Annotated in this window: 21 protein-coding genes; 13 read left to right on the top strand and 8 right to left on the bottom strand. The window is 65.2% G+C overall.

The features are described 5' to 3' along the window. Nucleotides 1-5: 5 nt before the first annotated feature. The 6 genes from EV665_RS23125 to EV665_RS23100 all read left to right on the top strand — a co-directional run bounded on the left by EV665_RS23125 (nt 6) and on the right by EV665_RS23100 (nt 5,087). Nucleotides 6-1,220, top strand: coding sequence for an amidohydrolase family protein (locus EV665_RS23125; RefSeq protein WP_133035872.1), 1,215 nt, complete (start codon nt 6-8; stop codon nt 1,218-1,220). Beyond that, nucleotides 1,217-2,584, top strand: coding sequence for an FAD-binding oxidoreductase (locus EV665_RS23120; RefSeq protein ID WP_064331492.1), 1,368 nt, complete (start codon nt 1,217-1,219; stop codon nt 2,582-2,584). Before EV665_RS23125 ends, EV665_RS23120 begins: the two co-directional genes overlap by 4 nt. Before the next feature lie 23 nt (nt 2,585-2,607). Continuing rightward, entirely contained in the window at nt 2,608-3,618 is a 1,011-nt protein-coding gene (locus EV665_RS23115) for an ABC transporter substrate-binding protein (protein ID WP_133035871.1), read from the top strand. 70 nt (nt 3,619-3,688) lie between these two features. Next, the gene (locus EV665_RS23110; protein ID WP_133035870.1) at nt 3,689-4,312 is read left to right on the top strand and encodes a TetR family transcriptional regulator C-terminal domain-containing protein; all 624 of its coding nucleotides are present in this window, start codon (nt 3,689-3,691) and stop codon (nt 4,310-4,312) included. A gap of 5 nt (nt 4,313-4,317) precedes the next feature. Continuing rightward, nucleotides 4,318-4,698, top strand: coding sequence for a RidA family protein (locus EV665_RS23105; RefSeq protein ID WP_133035869.1), 381 nt, complete (start codon nt 4,318-4,320; stop codon nt 4,696-4,698). A gap of 65 nt (nt 4,699-4,763) precedes the next feature. Continuing rightward, entirely contained in the window at nt 4,764-5,087 is a 324-nt protein-coding gene (locus tag EV665_RS23100; protein ID WP_064331496.1) for a 2Fe-2S iron-sulfur cluster-binding protein, read from the top strand. Nucleotides 5,088-5,089: 2 nt separating this feature from the next. Here the strand turns inward: EV665_RS23100 and fabI are convergent, their stop codons facing one another. From fabI to EV665_RS23060, 8 genes are all read right to left on the bottom strand, one after another. Continuing rightward, a complete protein-coding gene (gene fabI, locus EV665_RS23095; RefSeq protein WP_133035868.1) occupies nt 5,090-5,842 on the bottom strand; it encodes an enoyl-ACP reductase FabI in 753 nt (250 codons plus the stop codon). 127 nt (nt 5,843-5,969) lie between these two features. Continuing rightward, nucleotides 5,970-6,899: a bifunctional enoyl-CoA hydratase/phosphate acetyltransferase gene (locus tag EV665_RS23090; RefSeq protein ID WP_133035867.1), complete on the bottom strand. Its 930-nt coding sequence runs from the start codon at nt 6,897-6,899 to the stop codon at nt 5,970-5,972. 39 nt (nt 6,900-6,938) lie between these two features. Then, nucleotides 6,939-8,036, bottom strand: coding sequence for an ABC transporter ATP-binding protein (locus EV665_RS23085; RefSeq protein WP_133035866.1), 1,098 nt, complete (start codon nt 8,034-8,036; stop codon nt 6,939-6,941). Between the two features lie 2 nt (nt 8,037-8,038). After that, entirely contained in the window at nt 8,039-9,082 is a 1,044-nt protein-coding gene (locus EV665_RS23080; protein WP_133035865.1) for an NAD(P)-dependent alcohol dehydrogenase, read from the bottom strand. 17 nt (nt 9,083-9,099) lie between these two features. Further along, nucleotides 9,100-9,912: a carbohydrate ABC transporter permease gene (locus EV665_RS23075; protein ID WP_133035864.1), complete on the bottom strand. Its 813-nt coding sequence runs from the start codon at nt 9,910-9,912 to the stop codon at nt 9,100-9,102. Beyond that, nucleotides 9,909-10,772 (bottom strand): carbohydrate ABC transporter permease, encoded by an 864-nt coding sequence (locus EV665_RS23070; protein WP_133035863.1) that lies wholly within the window; start codon nt 10,770-10,772, stop codon nt 9,909-9,911. The genes EV665_RS23075 and EV665_RS23070 overlap by 4 nt, the downstream gene beginning before the upstream one ends. A gap of 66 nt (nt 10,773-10,838) precedes the next feature. Beyond that, the gene (locus EV665_RS23065) at nt 10,839-12,116 is read right to left on the bottom strand and encodes an ABC transporter substrate-binding protein (protein ID WP_133035862.1); all 1,278 of its coding nucleotides are present in this window, start codon (nt 12,114-12,116) and stop codon (nt 10,839-10,841) included. A 201-nt stretch (nt 12,117-12,317) separates the two neighbouring features. After that, a complete protein-coding gene (locus EV665_RS23060) occupies nt 12,318-13,280 on the bottom strand; it encodes an AraC family transcriptional regulator (RefSeq protein ID WP_380687572.1) in 963 nt (320 codons plus the stop codon). Between the two features lie 391 nt (nt 13,281-13,671). Between EV665_RS23060 and EV665_RS23055 the strand changes: the two genes are divergently transcribed. From EV665_RS23055 to EV665_RS23025, 7 genes are all read left to right on the top strand, one after another. Beyond that, nucleotides 13,672-14,364, top strand: coding sequence for a GntR family transcriptional regulator (locus EV665_RS23055; RefSeq protein ID WP_133035861.1), 693 nt, complete (start codon nt 13,672-13,674; stop codon nt 14,362-14,364). Beyond that, nucleotides 14,361-15,221 carry an ABC transporter permease gene (locus tag EV665_RS23050; protein ID WP_133035860.1) on the top strand — a complete coding sequence of 287 codons (861 nt, stop codon included), beginning with the start codon at nt 14,361-14,363 and terminating at the stop codon, nt 15,219-15,221. The genes EV665_RS23055 and EV665_RS23050 overlap by 4 nt, the downstream gene beginning before the upstream one ends. Next, nucleotides 15,218-16,006, top strand: a complete 789-nt coding sequence (locus EV665_RS23045) for an ABC transporter permease (protein WP_133035859.1) — start codon at nt 15,218-15,220, stop codon at nt 16,004-16,006. Before EV665_RS23050 ends, EV665_RS23045 begins: the two co-directional genes overlap by 4 nt. Before the next feature lie 27 nt (nt 16,007-16,033). After that, nucleotides 16,034-17,062 (top strand): ABC transporter substrate-binding protein, encoded by a 1,029-nt coding sequence (locus tag EV665_RS23040; protein WP_064331506.1) that lies wholly within the window; start codon nt 16,034-16,036, stop codon nt 17,060-17,062. A 66-nt stretch (nt 17,063-17,128) separates the two neighbouring features. Continuing rightward, nucleotides 17,129-18,253 (top strand): ABC transporter ATP-binding protein, encoded by a 1,125-nt coding sequence (locus EV665_RS23035; RefSeq protein ID WP_133035858.1) that lies wholly within the window; start codon nt 17,129-17,131, stop codon nt 18,251-18,253. 14 nt (nt 18,254-18,267) lie between these two features. After that, the gene (locus EV665_RS23030) at nt 18,268-18,963 is read left to right on the top strand and encodes an RraA family protein (protein ID WP_133035857.1); all 696 of its coding nucleotides are present in this window, start codon (nt 18,268-18,270) and stop codon (nt 18,961-18,963) included. Then, nucleotides 18,956-19,678, top strand: coding sequence for an HpcH/HpaI aldolase family protein (locus EV665_RS23025; protein WP_245507805.1), 723 nt, complete (start codon nt 18,956-18,958; stop codon nt 19,676-19,678). Before EV665_RS23030 ends, EV665_RS23025 begins: the two co-directional genes overlap by 8 nt. Nucleotides 19,679-19,689: the final 11 nt, after the last annotated feature.

Raw genomic sequence — 19,689 nt, 5'->3', positions numbered from 1 at the left:
ACCCCATGCGGACCATCGAGATCACCAGCCCCGCCGATGCCGGCGCCGGCGGCCAGCGCCTTGCGGGCGTCAGCCTCGCCGGCCGGGAGGGGCACTGGGACATCGCCGTCAGCGGCGGCCGCATCGCGGCCATCGCCCCCTCGTCCAGCCGGGGCGGCGGCCTCGTCCTGCCGCTGATGGCCGACATCCACACCCATCTCGACAAGACCTTCACCGCGCCCCGCATGCCGGCCCGCGCCACCTCGCTTTTCCACGCCATCGAGATGATGCAGGCCGACGCCGCGCTCTGGGATCATACCGATCTCCGACAGCGGGCGAGCCGAGCCCTCGACCGCGCCTATCGCCACGGCACGGCGCTGATGCGCAGCCATGTCGACTGGTACGGCGCGTCGCCGCCGGCGGCCTGGACCGTGCTGCGCGACCTTGCGGATGAGTGGCGGGCCCGCATCCACCTCGAATTCGCCTCGCTGACCCCGCTCGACCTCTTCGCCGAGATTGGCGAGACCATCGCCCGCGAGGTCAAGGCGGCCGGCGGGGTGCTCGGGGCCTTCATCTATCGCAACGACGACCTCGAAGCCCGGCTTGCGCAGGTCTTCGACCTCGCGGAAAAGCACGGCCTCCTCCTCGATTTCCATGTCGACGAGGGGCTGGAGGTCGAGGCGCGCGGCATCGACGCCATCGTGGCGGAGACCGAACGGCGCGGCCTTGCCGGCCGGGTGCTGTGCGGGCATGGCTGCGCGCTTTCGGTGCGCGATCCCGCCGAGGTCGCGGCTCTTCTCGCCCGGGCGGGCGCAGCGGACGTCGGGCTGACGGTGCTGCCCGGCTGCAACGCCTACCTGCAGGATGCGAAGGCCGGCCGCACGCCGCGCCTGCGCGGCCTTGCGCCCCTGCACGAGGCACGCGCCGCCGGGCTGAAGGTAATGATCGGCTCCGACAACGTGCGCGACGCCTTCTTCCCCTTCGGCGACTACGACCTCTTCGACGCCTTCCGCGGCGCGACCCTGCTCGGCCACCTCCAACCCGAAGACTGGCTGGACGCGGTGAGCGAGACGCCCGCCCGCTGGATGGGCCGCAGCCTTGCGCTTGCCGAGGGCGGCCCCGCCGATTTCATCCGGCTCGACGCCGAGGACCTTATCGATGCCCTGAGCCGACCGCGTGCCGACCGCACTGTCTGGCGCAATGGCCGCATCCTGACAGACCATCAAGGAGAACAGACATGACCGGACACCGCGACTGGACGTCGATCAAGGCGGCGCTGAATGGGATCCGCGCCCATGACGACGAGAACTACATCGCCGCGCGCTCGCGCGATTATTTCTGGTACAGCCCGATCCTCAACGAGCAGCTCAAGGACAAGCTCGGCGAGCTGGTCGTCGTGCCGCAGACCGTCGAGGAGGTCATGCATGTCGCCTCCGTCGTCGCCCGCCACAAGGTTCCCCTCACGCTGCGCGGCGGCGGCACCGGCAATTACGGCCAGTGTGTGCCGCTGGAGGGCGGCATCGTCATGGACCTCACCCGCCTCGACAAGGTGATCGAGATCACCGACGGCCATGTGCGCGTGGAGGCGGGCGCCCGCATCTCGCGGCTCGACGACGCCGCGCACGAGACCGGGCAGGAACTGATGATGTATCCCTCGACCCGCCAGATGGCGACCATCGGCGGCTTTGTCGCCGGCGGCTCGGGCGGCATCGGCTCGCTGCGCCACGGCATGCTGCGCGACCCCGGCAACCTCACCTATGCCAAGGTCGTCACCGTCGAGCCGGAGCCGCAGGTCATCGAGCTTTTCGGCGAGGACGTGCAGAAGGTGCAGCACGCCTACGGCACCAACGGCATCGTGGTAGAGCTCGGCGTCGGCCTCACCCGCGCGACGGACTGGATCCACACCGCCGCGCTCTTCGACGGCTACGACGCGGCGCTGCGCTTCGCCTCCTCCGCCCAGGAGAAGGGCCTCGACTGCTATCTGCTGACCACCGTCGAGCGCCGCTTCGCGCCCTTCTACAACAAGCTCGGCGATCTCTTCCCGGCCGACCGGGACGCCGTCTTCGCCATGGTTGCGCCCGGGGAGATGGCGCGCTTTACCGCCGAGGCCGAGGCGCATGGCGGGCGCATCTCCTTCGCCATGCGCAAGCCGGAGATCCGCGCCGCCGGCCTGCAACCGGCCTATGAATGCGGCTGGAACCACACAACGCTGCAGGCCCTCAAGGTGGACAAGAGCTGGACCTACCTGCAGGTCGCCTATCCGCGGCCCTTCGATCCAGACCTCGTGCTCCGCCAGATGGCCCGCTACGGCGAGGAGATCTACTGGCACCACGAAATGGCGCGCATGGATGGCGAGGTGCAGATCTTCGCCCTGCCGCTGGTGCGCTATCGCGGCGAGGAGGCCATGTACCGGCTCATCGCCGAGCTGGAAGAGACGGACGGCTGCACGATCTTCGACCCTCATGTCGTGACCATCGAGGACGGCGGCATGAAGCAGATCGACCAGACGCAGATCGAATTCAAGAAACGCGCCGATCCGTACGGCCTGATGAACCCCGGCAAGACCCGGGGCTGGACCGACGGCATGGCCCGCACCGATACCTGAGACAACCAAAGGGGAAAACGCGCATGAAACGCATGACAAGTCTTTTCGCCGCCGTGGGCCTGCTGCTCGCCGCCGGCTCCTCCTGGGCGGCCGACAAGGTCGTCTTCGGCACCAACTGGCTGGCGCAGGGCGGCCATGGCGGCTTCTACCAGGCCGTGGTGGACGGCACCTATGCCAAATACGGCCTCGACGTCGAGATCAAGATGGGCGGCCCGCAGGTCAACACACGGCCGATGCTGCCGGCCGGCCGGCTCGACTTCCTGATGGGCGGCAACCTGCTGCTCGCCTTCGACAACGTGCGCAACGGCATTCCCACCACCGTCGTCGCGGCGATCTTCCAGAAGGACCCGCAGGCCTTCATGGCGCACAAGGGCGAATATGCCGATTTCGCGGCGCTCACCAAGGCCCCCTCCATCCTCGTTTCCAAGGACGGCCAGTTCAGCTTCTGGCAGTGGATGGTCACCCGCCTCAGCTTCAAGGACGAGCAGTTGCGTCCCTACGGCTTCAACCTCGCGCAGTTCCTGAGCGACAAGTCGATGGTGCAGCAGGCCTATGGCACCGCCGAGCCGCTCTACGCGGCGAAGGAAGGCGCCGACGTCGACGTGTTCCTGCTCGCCGACCAGGGCTGGAGCACCTACGGTTCGATCATCGAGACCCGCAGCGAGCTGGTCGAGAACAATCCCGACCTCGTGCAGCGCTTCCTCGACGCCTCGATCGAGGGCTGGAACAACTACCTCTACGGCGACCGCGCAGCCGCCTATGCGGCGATCATCGCCGCCAACCCGGAAATGACGGTCGAAAAGCTCGACGCCGAGATGGCGCAGTTCGACAAGCTTGAGATCATCGATTCCGGCGAGGCGGTGGAGAAGGGCATCGGCGCGATGAGCCCCGAGCGCATCAAGGCCTTCCATGACCTTGCCGTCGAAAGCAAGATCATCGAGGCTGGCGCCGTCGATCTCTCGAAGGTCGCCGACACGCGCTTCGTCAACAAGGGCAAGGGTCTCGACATCAAGACCAGGCTGACGGGCAAGTAACCGAAACCGCGGGCCGGCGCCGACCGTGCCGGTCCGCTCCCGACGCATCGCCAGGAAGGCCAGGATCGCCATGAGCACACTTCAGAAAAAGCGGCAGGAAATCCACGCCGCCATCCGCAACGCGGCCATCCAGGAGTTCGCACGCAACGGTTTGTCGGGCACCTCCACCCAGACGATCGCGCTCACGGCCGGGATCACCAAGGCCCAGTTGCACTATTACATCTCCTCCAAGGAGGAACTGTACCAGCAGGTCCTCAGCGACATCGTCGGGGCCTACAAGGACATCTTCTTCCTTTCCGCCTCGCGCGACGATCCGGCGCTGGCGATTACCCAGTATATCAAGCGCAAGGTGCGCCACACGCTGGAATTTCCCGATCTCTCGCGCTTCTTCGCCAATGAGATCGCCCGTGGTGCACCGGAGATGACGCCCCACTGGGCGGCGCTCAAGGCCGCGGTCGAGGAGGCGAACGCCGTGATCCAGCAATGGATCGACAGCGGCAAGATCGCCCCCGTCGATCCGCTGCTCTTCCAGATGAACATCTGGGCGGTGACCCAGCACTATGCCGAATACGAGGCGCAAGCCCGCGTGCTGATGGACAGGCCGGGAAGCGAGGCGCTCGACGCGGACCGCATCATCGCCGAAGCAACCGAGCTCTTCCTGCGCCGCTGCGGGCTTTCCGGCAAGGAGGCGTGACAGCCATGAAGACGCTGCAACCCGCCATCCTGCCCGCACCCTTCGGCCGCTATTCCCACGGCGTTGCTTCGGAAAGGCTTCTCGTCACCTCCGGCCAGCTCGCCCTTGCCGGCGACGGCACGATCCCCGAGGGCGTCACCGCCCAGGCGGAACTATGCTTCGCCAATATCCGCGCCATCCTTGCCGAAGCCGGCGCAGACTTTTCCCATGTCCTGCGCTTCAACGCCTTCGTGACGGAGCGCGCGCACATGGCCGACTACATGGCCGTGCGCGACCGCCTCGTCGCCGACCTTCCGGTCAAGCCTGCCTCCACCCTCATGATCGTTTCCGGCTTCACCCGGCCGGAATTCCTGGTCGAGGTCGAGGCGACGGCGCTCCTGCCCTGAAGAGTTCCAGCAGACCGCCAAGCGGTTCTGTCCCCGGAAGTGCGCACGAAAAAGGAAAGACGACGATGGTGCAGATCACCTTTGTGGAACATGACGGAAGCCGCCATGTCGTGGAGGCCGCTGCCGGCATGACGCTGATGGAGGCGGCCCGCGACGACGACGTGCGCGGCATCCTCGCCGAATGCGGCGGGGCCTGCTCCTGTTCCACCTGCCATGTCTATGTCGCACCCGAATGGGTGGACCGACTGCCGGCCATCTCGGCGCTGGAACAGGACATGCTCGACTTCGCCCACGACCCGGACCCCGCCCGCTCGCGCCTTTCCTGCCAGATCAAGCTGACGGACACTCTCGACGGCCTGCTCGTCGACCTGCCGGAGCGGCAGGGATAGTTTCATCTCTTGCCTCGGATATTGTAGCCGGCATCGACATAGATCGTCTGCCCGGTGACGAAACGGGCCTTGTCCGACAGCAGGAACGATGCCGCCTCGCCGACCTGTTCGATGGTCACCAGTTGTTTGAGCGGCGTTTCGTCCGCGGCCCTCACCAGCAGGTCGTCGAAATGCGAGAGCCCCGAAGCGGCGCGGGTCTTCACCGGCCCTGTGGAGAGGGCATTCACACGGATGGCCTTGCCGCCCAACTCCACCGCCAGATAGCGAACCGTGGATTCGAGGGCCGCCTTGACCGGCCCCATGATGCCATAGCCGGGAACCACCTTCTCGGACCCGTAGAAACTCATGGTGAGGATGGCGCCGCCATCGGGCATCAGCGGCTCCGCGCGCCGGGCAAGCCGGATGAGCGAATGGCAGGAAATGTCCATGGCGATCGAAAAACCTTCCGGCGAGCTGTCGACGACACGCCCCTGCAGGTCCGCCTTTGGCGCGAAGGCTATCGAATGCAGCAGGAAATCGAGCCGGCCCCAGCGTGCCTCGATGGCCTTGAAAACATCGTCCATCTGTTCCGGCCGGCATATGTCGAGCGGCAGGAAGATCGGCGCCCCGAGTTCGTCCGCAAGGGGCTCCACATGCGGCCTGGCCTTGTCGTTCTGGTAGGTGACGGCAATGTCAGCGCCGAGCGCCTTGAGCGCCACGGCGCAGCCCCAGGCCAGCGACTGGTCATTCGCGAGGCCGACAATCAGACCCTTCATCGCCCTTCCTCCAAGAGCGCGCGTGCATGGATCGCCATCGTCATCTCCTCATCGGCCGGAATCACCAGTGCCTTGAATGGCGGCAGAAACGCGGGCCTTGCAACACCCGCCTCCCGGAGGACGTGGTTCACTTGATCTGCCCCTTATCGCGCGCCTCGGCAAGAAGCGCCGCGAGCGCGCAGGACAACAGCCGCGCCCGCTCGTTGTCCGCCCGGCTTGTCAGGATAACGGGCACGCGGGCCCCGAGCACGATGCCGGCCGCCTCCGCACCGCCAAGAAAGGTCAATTGCTTGGCCAGCATGTTGCCGGCCTCGATATCGGGAACGACAAGGATATCCGCCTGACCGGCAACCTCGGAGACGATACCCTTCTCAATGGCCGCCTCCGCGCTGATCGCGTTGTCGAAGGCCAGCGGCCCGTCGATGACGCAATCCGTGATCTGGCCGCGATCCGCCATCTTGCAGAGCGCGGCGGCATCAAGCGTCGCCTGCATCTTCGGGTTGACCGTTTCCACGGCGGCAAGGACAGCCACTTTGGGAAGCACCCCTTTCCCGAAGACCACGCGCCAGAGATCGGCGGCATTCTGCACGATGTCGGCCTTGGCCGGCAGGTCGGGAAGGATGTTCACCGCAGCATCGGTGATGATGAAAGGCTTGGGGTAGCTCGCGATGCTCATGAGATAGGCATGGCTGATCCTGCGCTCCGTCCTCAGCCCCGCATCCTGTCGCACGACGGCTGCGAGCAGTTCGTCGGTATGGAGCGATCCCTTCATGATCGCGTCGACCTGATGGCCGGCCGCCAGCTCCGCGGCCTTCGCCGCAGCGGCATGGCTGTGCTCCACGTCCACCAGCTCCCAGCCGGAAATATCGACCGAGGCGGCAGCGGCCGCCTCCTCGATTTTCACCCTCGGCCCGATCAGAACCGGTACGATGAGCTTTTCGCGCACCGCCTCGTCGACGGCTTCGAGCACGTTCGGCTTGACCGGATGGACAACCGCTGTCCTGGTCGGCGACAGCGCCTTGCACAGCGCCAGGATCGCATCAGTCGCCTCGGTCATGCAGGAACCTCTTTCACCAGGATGAATCGCCAGCGGACTTTACGATTCCTCCCGTAACATCGAAAGGCCCGTCACGCGATCGAAGACGTGCAGGCTTTCGCCACCGACGGAAAAGGCCACGGGAGCGCCGGTCGTCGGCCGGCTGCCTGCGGGAACGAGGGCGCCGATCTCCTTGCCGCCCACACGGAAGGAAACGAGGGCACTGTCGCCGTGGAATTCGACGAGATCGGCGATGCCGGCGAGGGTGTTCTCCCTGTTGCCTTCGAGAGAAGCGGCCAAAAGCGACGATGGCCTCACGCCGAGGGTGAGGGCCTGCCCCTCCTTGATCTCGAAGCGCCCGCGGTCGGCCCTGAAGCGCACGCCATCGCCTTCGAGCAGCCAGGCCTGGCCGTCGGAACGCGCCGTGACGTCGAGGAAGTTCATGTTCGGCGTGCCGATGAAGCCGGCAACGAAGAGCGTGCGGGGACGCTCGTAGATCTCCGCGGGCGTGCCGACCTGCTCGATCGCGCCACCCTTCATGAGCACGATACGGTCGGCCAACGTCATCGCTTCGAGCTGGTCGTGCGTGACATAGATCGTCGTGGTCTTCAGCTTCTGGTGCAGCCGGGCGATTTCCACGCGCATATGGTTGCGCAGCTTGGCATCGAGGTTGGAGAGCGGTTCGTCGAAGAGGAAGACGCGCGGCGTCTTGATCATGGCGCGGGCGATCGCCACGCGCTGCTGCTGGCCGCCGGAGAGCTCCGTCGGCTTGCGGCCGAGATAGGGCTCCAGCCCGAGCGTGCCGGCGACGGCCTTTATGCGGCTGTCGATCTCGGCCCTGTCGACCTTCATGCGTTTCAGGCCGAAGGCGATGTTGTCGTAGATCGTCATGTGCGGATAGAGCGCGTAGTTCTGGAAGACCATCGCAACGCCGCGGTCGCGCGGTTCGAGATCGTTGACGGTGCGGCCGGCAATGGAGACCGCGCCGCCGGAGATTTCCTCCAGCCCCGCGATCATGCGCAGCAGCGTCGATTTCCCGCAACCGGAGGGACCGAGGAAGACGACGAATTCGTGGTCCTCGATCTCCAGATTGAAGTCCCGGATGACGTTGACGGCGCCGTAGGCCTTGTCGACACGGCTGCAGACGATGTTTGCCATGCTCAGTTCTCCCCCTGCACGCGGATTTGCAGCTTCACGTCGGTCGGCCGCGCTTCGGCCGCCCGTTCGAAGGCCGCGACGCTTTCACCAAAGGCATAGGTGCCCGTGATCAAGGGCTTCAGGTCGACCTTGCCGGACGCTATGAGTTCAAGGGCGCGGTCGAAGACATTGGCGTAGCGGAAGACCGTTTCGACGCGCACCTCCTTGGAGATGGCACCCGGGACGTCGAAACGCACCGCATCGACCGGCAGGCCGACCAGCACGACGGCGCCGCCCGGCCGCACGAGATCGAAGAGCCCCTCGAAGGCCCTGGCGCTGCCGCTCGCCTCGAAGACGACGTCGGCGCCCCATCCCCCTGTTGCCGCGGCTATGGCTCCAGCAAAGACAGCTTCGCCGACATTGACCGGCTCGATGCCCGGATAGGCGGCCGCGATCGCCAGCTTCTCGGCGGAAAAATCCGAGATGAGGACCCGGCTGCACCCGCCGGCGAGCGCTGCAAGCGCCACCATGATGCCGATGGGGCCGGCGCCGATGACCGCCGCGACGTCGCCCGGCACGATGCGGGCGCGGGCGGCCGCCTGCATGCCGATGGCAAACGGCTCGACCATCGCGCCTTCCGGGAAGGAGACATTGTCCGGCAGGCGATAGGTGAAGGCGGCGGGGTGTACGACATAGGGGGCAAGAACCCCATGCACCGGCGGCGTCGCCCAGAAGCGCACGGCCGGATCGACATTGTAGAGGCCGAGCTTGGACGCGCGGGAGGAAAGGTCGGGAATGCCGGGCTCCATGCAGACCCGATCGCCGACCGAGAGGGAGCGGACATTCTCACCGACCGCGACGATGGTACCCGCGGCCTCATGGCCCAGCACCATGGGCGCGCGCACCACATAGGCACCGATCGCGCCATGGGTATAGTAATGCACGTCGCTGCCGCAGACGCCGACCGTATGGATGGCGATCTTCACATCCTCAGGCCCGACGGAAAGCGGGAGATCGATGTCGCGAAGGGCAAGCACGCCCTTCTCTTCGAGAACCAAGGCTTGCATGGGAGAATGTCCTGTCATCAATTGCTCTTGCGCCGGAACGCATTGTTGAGGAGGCCGCTGAGGATCCCGATAAGCAGGAGCGGCGGAATGGAGAGCAGCACGACCGAGGCATTGAGGATGCCCCAGGGCACGTCACGGCCGAGCTGGGTGAGTTCCGAGGCGACGATCGGCAACGTCTTGGCGTCCGAGGTCGTCAGCATCAGCGCGATCAGGAACTCGTTCCAGACCAGCACGAAGGCAAAGGCGACGGCGCCGATGAGCGAGCGCGAGGCGATCGGAAGGGCGACGCGCAGGAAGACCGCATAGGGGCCGTAGCCATCGACACGCGCCGCTTCCTCGACCTCCTTCGGAACACGGGCGAAGGCCGGCACGCCGAGCCAGATGATGGTCGCGAGCGTCAACAAGGTATAGGTGACGATCAACGAAAACCGCGTGTCGTAGAAACCGAGGTCGAGCCAGATCACCATGAGCGGGATCGCGACCGCGACCGGCGGCAGGAAGCGCAGCGACAGCACGAAGAACTGGATGTCGGCGGACCAGCGGTTCGGGTAGCGCGCGATCGCATAGGCCGCCGGCAGGCCGAGCAGCGCGCCGATCAGCACCGATCCGCCGGCAGCGAGCAGCGAATTGACAAGACCCGCCGCAACGCTCTCCCGTCCCAGCACATAGGCGAAGTTGTCGAGCGTCGGCGTGAAGAGGAAGAGCGGCGTGGGGGTGACGATATCCACCCGGTTCTTGAAGGCATTGATCGCCGTCCAGACCATGGGGAAGACCGCGGAAAAGGCCGCAAGATAGAGAATGGACTTGCCGAGGAAACGGGAGACATTCATGGCTTCACCCTCTTCCAGATCACCGTGAAGATCACGGTCGTCGCCAGCATCATCAGGACCGCCATGCTGGAAGCGTAGGAGATGCGGCCCGACTCGATGAAGCCCTGCGAGAAGGCGTACATGTCGAGCGTTTCCGTCGCGATGCCCGGCCCCCCGCGGGTCATGACATAGATGAGGTCGAAAGCGCGCAGGGACTCGATCATCTTGATGAAGGTGAGCGAGATCAGCGGGGCCTTCAGCATGGGCAGGGCGACATAGGCGTAGATCTCCCAGCGGCGCGCATGGTCGAGCCGTGCGGCCTCGAAGGGCTGTGGCGGCAGGGTTTCAAGTAGTTTGAGCACGATGACCGCGAAGAACAGGCCCCATTGCCAGACATCGACCAGCGCGACCGTCATCAGCGCCGTGGCGGGACTCGACAGCACGTCGAGCGGCTGGCCGGTGATCATCTTGTAGGGATAGGTGATGATCCCGTAGAGCGGATGGAAGGCGAATTTCCAGACGAAGGCGGCCGACACGCGCGGCAGGATGACCGGCACCAGGAAGACCAGCGTCAGCACCGCCCGCTGGCGCATCGAGGCGAATTCGAAGAGCAGGATGCCGAGCACGATCGCAACGAGGAGCGTCAAGGTGACCGTTATGACCTCCCATGTCAGCGACACGCCCACCGCATTGATGAAGCGGCGGTCGGAGAAGAGGTCGATATAGTTGGCCAGGCCGACGAAGCTGCCGTCGGGGCGGCTGAGCTCGCGGTTGCGGAAGGAAATGTAGATGGCATAGGCGGTCGGCACGAAGGCGAGCACCGCCAGGATGACGAGCGGCGGCGCCAGGAAGACGGCCGGCAGGCTGGTTCTTGGTTTCATGGATGTTTCCCCGGGATCGCGCGGCCGCCGTCTCGGAAGGCGAAAGCGGCCGCGCGGCTCAAAGGTTTACTGGCTGCGGGCGACGAGGTCCTTGGCGAAGCCTTCGAGTTCGGCAAGGCCTTCCTTGATGTCGGAGCGCGAGCCGGTGATCAGTTCCTCCAGGATGATGCCCCAGCGGTCGCCGAGATCCGGCCAGAGCGCGCTCTGCCAGAAATTGACCGCCGTGACCTTGCCGGTGTCGGCAAGCGCCTGACCGAGGTCCGGACCATAGAGCTTGGCGAAAGCATCGCTCGCCATGATGCTGGTGCGATTCAGCTCACCGAACTGATTGGCTTCAAGGCGCCGCTGCTCATTCTCCTTCGACGTCGCCCAGGCGATGAAAAGGCCGGCGCAGGCCTTGGATGCCTCGTCCGGATTGGCCTTGGTGCCGATGGCAAGGCCATGGCCGTAGCCGCCGCCCGTCAACGGCGTCGGGGGCGGCAGGTAACCGACCTTGCCGACGACCTGCGAGGTCTTCGGATCGATCGCGAGGCCGGCGAGCGGCGTCGATTCGATCAGGATGGCGACCTGGCCGGAGAGGAATGCGCCCGTCGATTCATCCCAGCTACCGGTCTGCGTGCCGGGCGCGGAATATTTGAAGAGATCGAGATAGGTCTCCGTCGCCTTGACGGCCGCCTCGCCGTTGAAGACGGGCGTATTGCCGTCGAACCATTCCCCGCCAAAGCCCTTGAAGTAGGGCATCCAGCGCCAGACATTGGCGCCCGAACCGCGCTGGCCGCGCAGTGCAATGCCGTAAACGCCCTTGTCCGGCTGGTGCAGCTTCTGGACGGCATCCTTCAGTTCATCGAGCGTCGTCGGCGGCTTGATACCCGCAGCGTCCAGGAGGTCCTTGCGGTAGACCATCAGGTCGCCGCCGCCCGTGACGGGCGCGAACCAGGCCTTGCCGTCATAGGTCGCGACCTTCTGGCGACCGGGATCGAAGTCGGCATAGTCGTATTCGGCGGGATAATAGTCGGAAAGCGGCGCCACCCAGCCGGAGGAAGCAAAGAGCGCCACGTTCGCTTCGTCGACATAGTACACGTTGTATTTGCCGATGGTGGAGGCATCGGCCTTGGTCTTGGCGCGCCGGTCGTTCTCGTTGAGATAGTCGATCTCGAAGGATGCGCCGCCGGAGAGTTTCTTGAACTCGTCCTTGTGTCCTTCCAGAAGCGTCAGGCCGTCGCGCGGCTGGGCGAGAACGCGGATCGTGCCGGAGCACTCCGCAGCCAGCGCGATCGACGAGACCGAGCCGGCAAGAAGGCATGCATAGGCGATGCTCGAAGCGAGCGTCTTCACGGATTTCATGGATGAACCTCCCCTAAGGATCCGGTGGTCGGCGCGGCTCGACCTCCTCGTGCCGGCGCCAATCTGTCAGCGAATATCTTCGCTGGTGCTGATACTAGCGAAGGGAGACGGGGGAACTAGCGCGCCTGATGCAGCGATTCTATACTTTAATGCGGAATATTATGCTGCAATGCGAAAATTCTGCATGGTTTTCGCAACGTTTCATCGGCTTGCAGCGGGATCGTCACGCATGGACCGGCGATGGGGAGCCAGCCGCCGATAGGCCGAGGGCGTCATGCGGTGCTGGCGCAGAAAGGTGCGGTTGAAATTGGAAATGTTCATGTAGCCGACCTCGAAGCAGATGTCGGTGATCGGCATGTCGCTTTCCGCCAGAAGCTTGCAGGCCTGCCAGATGCGCAGCTTGTTGACGTGATCGGTGAAGGTATTTCCGGTGTTCTTCTTGAAGAAACGGGAAAAGGCGCTCTCGCTCATGCCGGCAAGGTCCGCGACATCCGCAAGCCGGATATCGGTTGCGAAGTTGCGGTAGATGAAGACGAGGGCGCGCTGGAGGGCGTCGAGCGTTTCGGCATCGAGCTTCGGCGAATATTCCGGCGAGGAGAGAATGTCGTATTCACTGGACGCACCGAGCAGGTCGAGCAGTTGAAGGAAGAGGGCAAAACGCGCGACGCCTTTCTCCGTCCCCATGCGCTCGACGAGCTCGGCGCCTTTGACCAGCGTCTCGCCGTGGAAGACGAGGCCGCGCTGGGCGCGGGAGAAGAAATCCTCCAGTTGGGCGAATTCCGGGATCAGCCGCGTCGCCTCGCGAATCCGGTCGGGGTGGAACTGGAGCACGATATCCCGCCCTTCGATCACCTCGCCCGGCGCCGTCATCGTCACCCAGTCATGCGGCAGGTCGCTGCCGATAACCGTGAGATAGGTCGCCGAAAAGGCGCCGATATAGTCGCCGACAAAGGCAATGCCCGCCCCCTTGCGGATCAGGTGGATCTCGAACTCCGGATGAAAATTCCAGACATTGCGTTCCCAGGGATAGTCATCGAGCCGCCAGAGAAAGCTCTCGTCGATGCCCGTGATGATGTGCTCGAAGGTTGGCGGGCTTGAGGAAAACGGGCCGGGCCTTGGATCTGCGCCGCTCTTGGGTTCGCGTATCCTGGTGAGAGTGGCCACGTTCTGCTCCGACGGTGTTGGGCTCCACGGAAAGCACGAACGGGCTGCCGTCTGTACTCAGACGCCCCGGCCGCGCTTTCCACTCCCATTGTGACGTCAAACATGAGCCGGGACAATCGGCGCCAACCGGTCGATAGCTCCTCGATCGCGCGGAAGCCCAGCCGTCGCCGGCACTGAAAACGAGCCTACGCGACGACACCTCGGCTGCTGGACGCCGAAGGAGCAGGCCCTCAGCCGACGCCCGATGGACGCCATCCCGAAATCCCGGCCATCCCGAGAGCTCTCCGGGGCGATGCTTGCCGTTTTTTCACGGTCGACGCTCTGCGTGAAGATCCGTTGACAGAAAATATTTAGTTGATATCTTAAAAATATATTTTTGGAGTACCAAGCCTTGCAGCCCTTCTCCGCCAAGAAAATGCGCCTCAGCGACGTCGCCTATCACGGGCTGCGCACCGCCATCATCAAGGCGGAACTCTTGCCGGGTTCGCCGATCGACGAGAAGGAATGCATGGAACGGCTCTCGGTCGGCCGCACGCCGCTGCGCGAAGCCCTGCAGCGGCTGGCGCAGGAGGACCTGCTGCTCGCGGTGCCCCAGCGCGGCTATTTCGTCTCCTCCACCTCAGCCACCGATTTCTTCCAGCTCCAGGAATTCCGCCTGCAGGCCGAAGTCTGGGCCGCGCGCCTCGCGGCGACGCGCATCAGCGACGCCCAGCTCGACCGCCTCGCCGTGCTGATCGAGGAGGCACGCGCCGGCGTCGAAGCGAAGCGCATGGAGATCGAATGGCATCTCGGCATCGACGAGGAGATGCACAAGCTGATCGCCGAGGCCTCCGGCAACACCTATCTCGCGCAGGCGCTGACCCGCCTCTATGCCCTTTCGGTGCGCAGCCTCTATGTCTCGCGCATGCCGGTGGCGCTGCTCTTCGAGGACCTGAAGGACATGGTCGTCATCCACGAGGCCCTGGCAAGCCGCGACCCCGACAAGGCCGAGGCCGCGATGCAGGCACACCTTTCCGTCAGCGCGACGAACCTCATCCGGCCGGTGGAGCCAGCGCGCCACGCGCGCGTGGAGACACGCAAATGACCGCCGCGCGCCGGGGCAACCTCGTGACGCTGGCGCTTCTCGCCCCGTCCCTCCTCAGCGCGATCCTTCTCCTGGTCATCCCGATCCTGATCGTCATCGCCTTCTCCTTCGCCGAGCAGGATACCTATGGCGGCGCGAAATTCGGCTTCACGCTGACGAGCTACCGCGAACTCTTCCAGTCGATCTATCTGCCGATCTTCGTCAATTCGCTCCAGCTCGCCGCCGTCTCCACGCTCGTCTGCCTGCTGGTCGGCTACCCCATCGCCTATTTCATCGCGCTGAGAGCCGGCCGCTACGCCGGTATCCTGCTCGCGCTGCTCCTCATTCCCTTCTGGATCGACTTCATCGTGCGCATGTCGGCCTGGATGGTGCTGCTCGGCCGCAACGGCACGATCAACAGCGCGCTGCTCGGCCTCGGCTTCATCGAACAGCCGATCCGCATGATCGGCACCTATCCGGCCGTGCTCGTCGGCATGCTCTACGCCTTCCTGCCGACGACGGTGCTGCCGATCCACGCCGCGCTGAACGGCCTCGACAGGCGCCTTCTGGAAGCGGCCGACGACCTCGGCGCGACGCCGCTGCAATCCTTCTGGCGGGTGACCTTCCCGCTCTCGCTGCCCGGCGTCATGGCGGCGATCCTCTTCGTCTTTGTGCCGGCCATGGGCGTCTATGCCATCCCGGTGCTGCTCGGCGGCGGCAAGAGCATCATTCTCGGTAACCTCATCGTCCAGCTCTTCCTCGATTTCCGCAACATCCCGCTCGGCGCCGCCGTCTCCGTCGTGCTGCTCGCCATCTCCTCGGTCATCATCGTCTGCTACATGCGCGTATTGCGCTCGGTCGAGGAGGCGCGGGCATGAGGAAGGTTCTTTCGCTCTACGTGCCCGTCGCCGCGCTTGTCGGCTACATCTTCCTCTTTGCCCCGCTGCTGGTGCTGGTGATCTATGCCTTCAATGCCGGCCGCTCGACGGTGATCTGGGAGGGGTTTTCGCTCGCCTGGTTCGCGGAGGCATTCCGGGACCGCGGCCTTCGCGCCGGCCTGCAGGTCAGCGTCATCGTCGCATTCGCCTCGGCGGCGCTTGCAACCGCCGTCGGCACCAGCGCGGCGCTCGCCGTGGTCAAGCGTCCCTTCGCAGGCAAGAACCTGTTCTCGACGCTGGTCATCGCCCCGCTCGTGCTGCCGGAAATCGTGCTTGCTGTCGGCCTGCTCGTCGCGACCGTCTGGACCGGCATTCCGCTCGGCTATGGCACGCTGATCGCCGGCCATGTCCTCGTGTCGATCCCGTTCAGCTTCCTCATCGTGCGCGCCGCCGCCTCGGGCCTCGATCCGCGCCTCGACGAGGCGGCCGCCGATCTCGGCGCGAACGGGCGGCAGGTTTTCCTGCGCGTGACGCTGCCGCTGCTGGCACCCGCCATTCTCTCCGCCTTCCTGCTCTGCGCGGTGATTTCCTTCGACAATTTCGTCGTCTCGACCTTCGTCTCCGGCGTCGGCTCCACGCCGCTGCCGATCCAGATCTACGCCATGCTGAAGACCGGCCTCACGCCGAAGATCAACGCGCTCGGCGCGATGCTGATCGCCGTCAACGTGCTCGTCATCCTGATCGTCATGGGACGCTATCTCAAGACGGTCCGCAAACCATCATAACCACCAACCAAAATGGGGAATGCGACAATGAAAAACTGGAGAACCCTTTTCACCTCGGTCAGCCTGATCGCCTTCGCATCGGGCGCCTCGGCCGCCGAGCTCAACATCTATGCCTGGTCCGGCGAAGTGCCGCAGGAGATCGTGGACGACTTCGCGAAGGAGACCGGCATCACCGTGACCTTCGATACCTACGATTCCAACGAAACGATGATGGCCAAGCTCTCGGCCGGCGCCAGCGGCTACGACCTGATCGAGCCGAGCCAGTACACTGTGCAGGTGCTCGCCAAGCAGGGCCTGCTGAAGGAACTCGACCACACGAAAATCCCCAATCTCGGCAATCTCGGCGCCCCGTTCAGGGAGGTCTCCTTCGACCCCGGCCAGAAATGGTCCGTGCCCTATATCTGGGGCACGACCGGCTTTGCCTATAACGAAGACTGCGTGAAGACGCCGCCGACGAGCTGGAAGGCGCTGTGGGACCCGCAGTACGAAGGCCGCATCTACATGCTCGACAACATGCTGGCGGCCTATATCGCCGGCCTGCAGGTCAACGGCTTCAAGGCCGGCACCACCAACGCGGAGGAGATCGAGAAGGCGACCCAGTCGCTGATCGAGCAGAAGAAGGTGCTCGGCGGCTATAACAGCACGAATTTCGGCGACCTCGTCGCATCGGGCGAAGCCTGCATCGTGCAGGGCTGGAACGGCTCGATCGCCCAGGTGATGGCGACGAACCCGAACGTCAAATACGTCATTCCGGATGAAGGCGGCTCGATGTGGATCGATGGCTTCGCCATTCCGGCATCGGCGAAGAATGTCGAGGAAGCCTACAAGTTCATCGACTATATCATGCGGCCGGAGGTCGCCGCCAAGGCGGCGGACCTGTCGAAATCGGCGACCGTCATCGACGAGGCCAAGGCGCTGCTGCCGAAGGAGGTGGCGGAGAACGCCGCGATCTATCCGCCGGAGGACAAGCTGATGAAGGCCGACTTCATCCTCGACGTGGGGGATGCGACGAAACTCTACCAGGACGGCTGGACCAAGGTGAAGACAGCCCAGTAACGCGCTTTCGGCGGCCGGAAGCCGATCTCCGGCCGCCCCTCCTTTCCATCGCGAGTTTCGAACGATATGCCGCCTGACACCACGACAGGGACGGCCGGCGCAAGCCGTGCCGCCATCGAACTGATCGATATCCGAAAAGCCTTCGGCGCCGCCGGCGGCGAGACGACCTATGCCGTCGACCGGATGAACCTCACCATCAAGGCGGGCGAGTTCTTCACCTTCCTCGGCCCCTCCGGCTGCGGCAAGACGACGACGCTGCGCATGATCGCCGGCTTCGAGGAGCCGACCTCCGGCCGCCTGCTGCTCGACGGCAAGGAGGTGACCGGCGTTCCCGCCCACCAGCGCAACGTCAACACCGTGTTCCAGAGCTATGCGCTCTTCCCGCATCTTACCGTCAGCGAGAATGTCGGCTTCGGCCTTTCGGTGAAGGGCGTTGCAAAGGACGAGATCCGCCAGCGCGTGCAGGCCGCGCTCGAAAGCGTGCACATGGGCCACGCCGTCGACCGCAAGCCCTCGGCTCTGTCAGGCGGCCAGCAACAGCGCGTGGCGCTCGCCCGCGCGCTGATCAACCGCCCCTCCGTCCTGCTGCTCGACGAACCCTTCGGTGCGCTCGATCTCAAGCTTCGGCGGGAGATGCAGATGGAGGTGAAGGAGATGCAGCGCAAGCTCGGCATCACCTTCATCTTCGTCACCCACGACCAGGAGGAGGCGTTGACCATGTCGGACCGCATCGCGGTGATGAACAACGGCACCGTCCAGCAGGTCGGCGGCCCGGCCGATATCTATGAGCGCCCCGCCAACCGTTTCACCGCCGGCTTCATCGGCGACATGAACCTCATCGATGCGCGCGTTCTCGGCCGCAGCGACGATCGCCTCACCGTGGAGGCCGCTGGCGGCCGGTTCGAGATGCCCTGCACCCTGCCCGTGCAAGCCGGCGATCCCTGCACGCTCGCCATCCGCCCGGAGGCGCTGCACTTCGTCGAGGGCGAGGCCGGCGGGACGATCCGCTTTGCCGGCACGGTCAGCGGGGCCGTCTATATCGGCACCGACACCGTCTACGGCCTGACGCTTGCCGACGGCACCCGCCTGCACGCCCGCCTTCGCAACGGCGACGGCCGCCCGACCCCGCAGACCGGAGAGCCCGGCACGCTCGCCTGCGCGCCGGCCGCCATCAGACTTCTCACGCAATAGGACATTTCCATATCATGTCGATCAAATCCTACCGGATCGCCGATCCCGCGCCGCAACTCGACGCCAACCTGCTCGCCCGCTTCGCCCGCGTCGAGGCGGCGACCGTCGGCCACTATCTGCACGACCGTTTCATGCGCAACGACCTGCGCCCGCTGATCGACGGCGTGCGCGTCGCCGGCACCGCACAGACCGTGTCGATCCCCGGCCCCGATTCCACCCTGCTCTATCACGCGATGGATCGGGTGCGGCCGGGCGACATCCTCGTCATCGACCGGGCCGGCGACGAGCGTCATGCCGCCTGGGGCGGCTTCATGGCGGCGGTCGCCAGGGAACGCGGCCTTGCCGGCGTCATCGTCGACGGCATGATCACCGATCCCGCCGCCATCCGCGAGGCGGGCGTGCCGACCTGGGCGCGCGGCGTCTCGCCCATCACCACGAAGCTGCTCAATCTCGGCGGGGGCTGCAACATCCCCGTCTCCTGCGGCGGCGTCACCGTCAATCCGGGCGATGCGATCCTCGCCGACGATTGCGGCATCCTCGTCCTGCCGCCCGCCGAAGTGGCGGGCATCTCCGACATCGCGCTCGCCGACCAGGAGGACGAGGGAAGTTGGGTGGCGCGCATCCGCGCCGGCGCAAAATTGCAGGATCTCGTCGATATCGCCGCCATGATCGCCGAGCGGCAGAAGAAGGATGGAGCCGCCCATGGCTGATACGCTGAACAACCTCGCCGTCTGGCTCTCCACCCCGCACCAGGCGATGATCGAGATCGCCCATGACATCGGCTATCGCCATGTCGTGCTGGATATCGAGCACGGCCTGTTCGACCTCGAAGCGCTGGATCGCATCATCGCGCTCGGCAAGGCGCTCGGCATGACCATGCACGCCAAGGTGCTGGGGCCGGAGGCGATCCCGATCCAGCAGGCGCTCGACATGGGCGCCGACAGCGTCATCATCCCCCATATCGGCGATGTCGCACACGCCCTCCGCGTCACCGCCTCGGCCAAGTACCCGACGCTCGGCACGCGCAGTTTCTCCGGCACGCGCCCTGCCCGCTACGGCGGCGTGAAGCCCGACTACTACGACAACGAAAACGCCAAGACGCGCTGCTACCCGATGATCGAATCCGCCGCCGCCCTGAAAGATGTCGAGGCGATCCTCGCGCTGCCGACCGTCGACGGCCTCTTCGTCGGCCCGAGCGACCTCTCGCTCGATTCCGGCCGCGGGGCCTATCGCAACACGGATGCCGACAAGGCGGACCTCAAGAAGATCGCCGAGGCCGCCGCGAAAGCCGGCAAACCCTGGATCATGCCCGCCTGGTCGCGCACCGAGCGGGCCTTCGCGCAAGATCTCGGCGCGAGCCTGATGGTCGTCGCCGACGAATACGGCTCGATCTGGATGGGCCTCGAAGACGCCGCCAAACCCTGACACCGATTTTT

Source organism: Shinella granuli, assembly GCF_004341885.1.
In the GTDB taxonomy this organism is placed as follows: Bacteria; Pseudomonadota; Alphaproteobacteria; order Rhizobiales; family Rhizobiaceae; genus Shinella; species Shinella granuli.
This window is presented reverse-complemented; position numbering and strand designations above follow the sequence as displayed.

Bases quoted from the DNA above. Each gene is read 5' to 3' on its own strand.
- EV665_RS23125 (WP_133035872.1), top strand. From the start codon at position 6: ATGCGGACCATCGAGATCACCAGCCCCGCCGATGCCGGCGCCGGCGGC.
- EV665_RS23120 (WP_064331492.1), top strand. From the start codon at position 1,217: ATGACCGGACACCGCGACTGGACGTCGATCAAGGCGGCGCTGAATGGG.
- EV665_RS23115 (WP_133035871.1), top strand. From the start codon at position 2,608: ATGAAACGCATGACAAGTCTTTTCGCCGCCGTGGGCCTGCTGCTCGCC.
- EV665_RS23110 (WP_133035870.1), top strand. From the start codon at position 3,689: ATGAGCACACTTCAGAAAAAGCGGCAGGAAATCCACGCCGCCATCCGC.
- EV665_RS23105 (WP_133035869.1), top strand. From the start codon at position 4,318: ATGAAGACGCTGCAACCCGCCATCCTGCCCGCACCCTTCGGCCGCTAT.
- EV665_RS23100 (WP_064331496.1), top strand. From the start codon at position 4,764: ATGGTGCAGATCACCTTTGTGGAACATGACGGAAGCCGCCATGTCGTG.
- fabI (WP_133035868.1), bottom strand. From the start codon at position 5,842: ATGAAGGGTCTGATTGTCGGCCTCGCGAATGACCAGTCGCTGGCCTGG.
- EV665_RS23090 (WP_133035867.1), bottom strand. From the start codon at position 6,899: ATGACCGAGGCGACTGATGCGATCCTGGCGCTGTGCAAGGCGCTGTCG.
- EV665_RS23085 (WP_133035866.1), bottom strand. From the start codon at position 8,036: ATGGCAAACATCGTCTGCAGCCGTGTCGACAAGGCCTACGGCGCCGTC.
- EV665_RS23080 (WP_133035865.1), bottom strand. From the start codon at position 9,082: ATGCAAGCCTTGGTTCTCGAAGAGAAGGGCGTGCTTGCCCTTCGCGAC.
- EV665_RS23075 (WP_133035864.1), bottom strand. From the start codon at position 9,912: ATGAATGTCTCCCGTTTCCTCGGCAAGTCCATTCTCTATCTTGCGGCC.
- EV665_RS23070 (WP_133035863.1), bottom strand. From the start codon at position 10,772: ATGAAACCAAGAACCAGCCTGCCGGCCGTCTTCCTGGCGCCGCCGCTC.
- EV665_RS23065 (WP_133035862.1), bottom strand. From the start codon at position 12,116: ATGAAATCCGTGAAGACGCTCGCTTCGAGCATCGCCTATGCATGCCTT.
- EV665_RS23050 (WP_133035860.1), top strand. From the start codon at position 14,361: ATGACCGCCGCGCGCCGGGGCAACCTCGTGACGCTGGCGCTTCTCGCC.
- EV665_RS23045 (WP_133035859.1), top strand. From the start codon at position 15,218: ATGAGGAAGGTTCTTTCGCTCTACGTGCCCGTCGCCGCGCTTGTCGGC.
- EV665_RS23040 (WP_064331506.1), top strand. From the start codon at position 16,034: ATGAAAAACTGGAGAACCCTTTTCACCTCGGTCAGCCTGATCGCCTTC.
- EV665_RS23035 (WP_133035858.1), top strand. From the start codon at position 17,129: ATGCCGCCTGACACCACGACAGGGACGGCCGGCGCAAGCCGTGCCGCC.
- EV665_RS23030 (WP_133035857.1), top strand. From the start codon at position 18,268: ATGTCGATCAAATCCTACCGGATCGCCGATCCCGCGCCGCAACTCGAC.
- EV665_RS23025 (WP_245507805.1), top strand. From the start codon at position 18,956: ATGGCTGATACGCTGAACAACCTCGCCGTCTGGCTCTCCACCCCGCAC.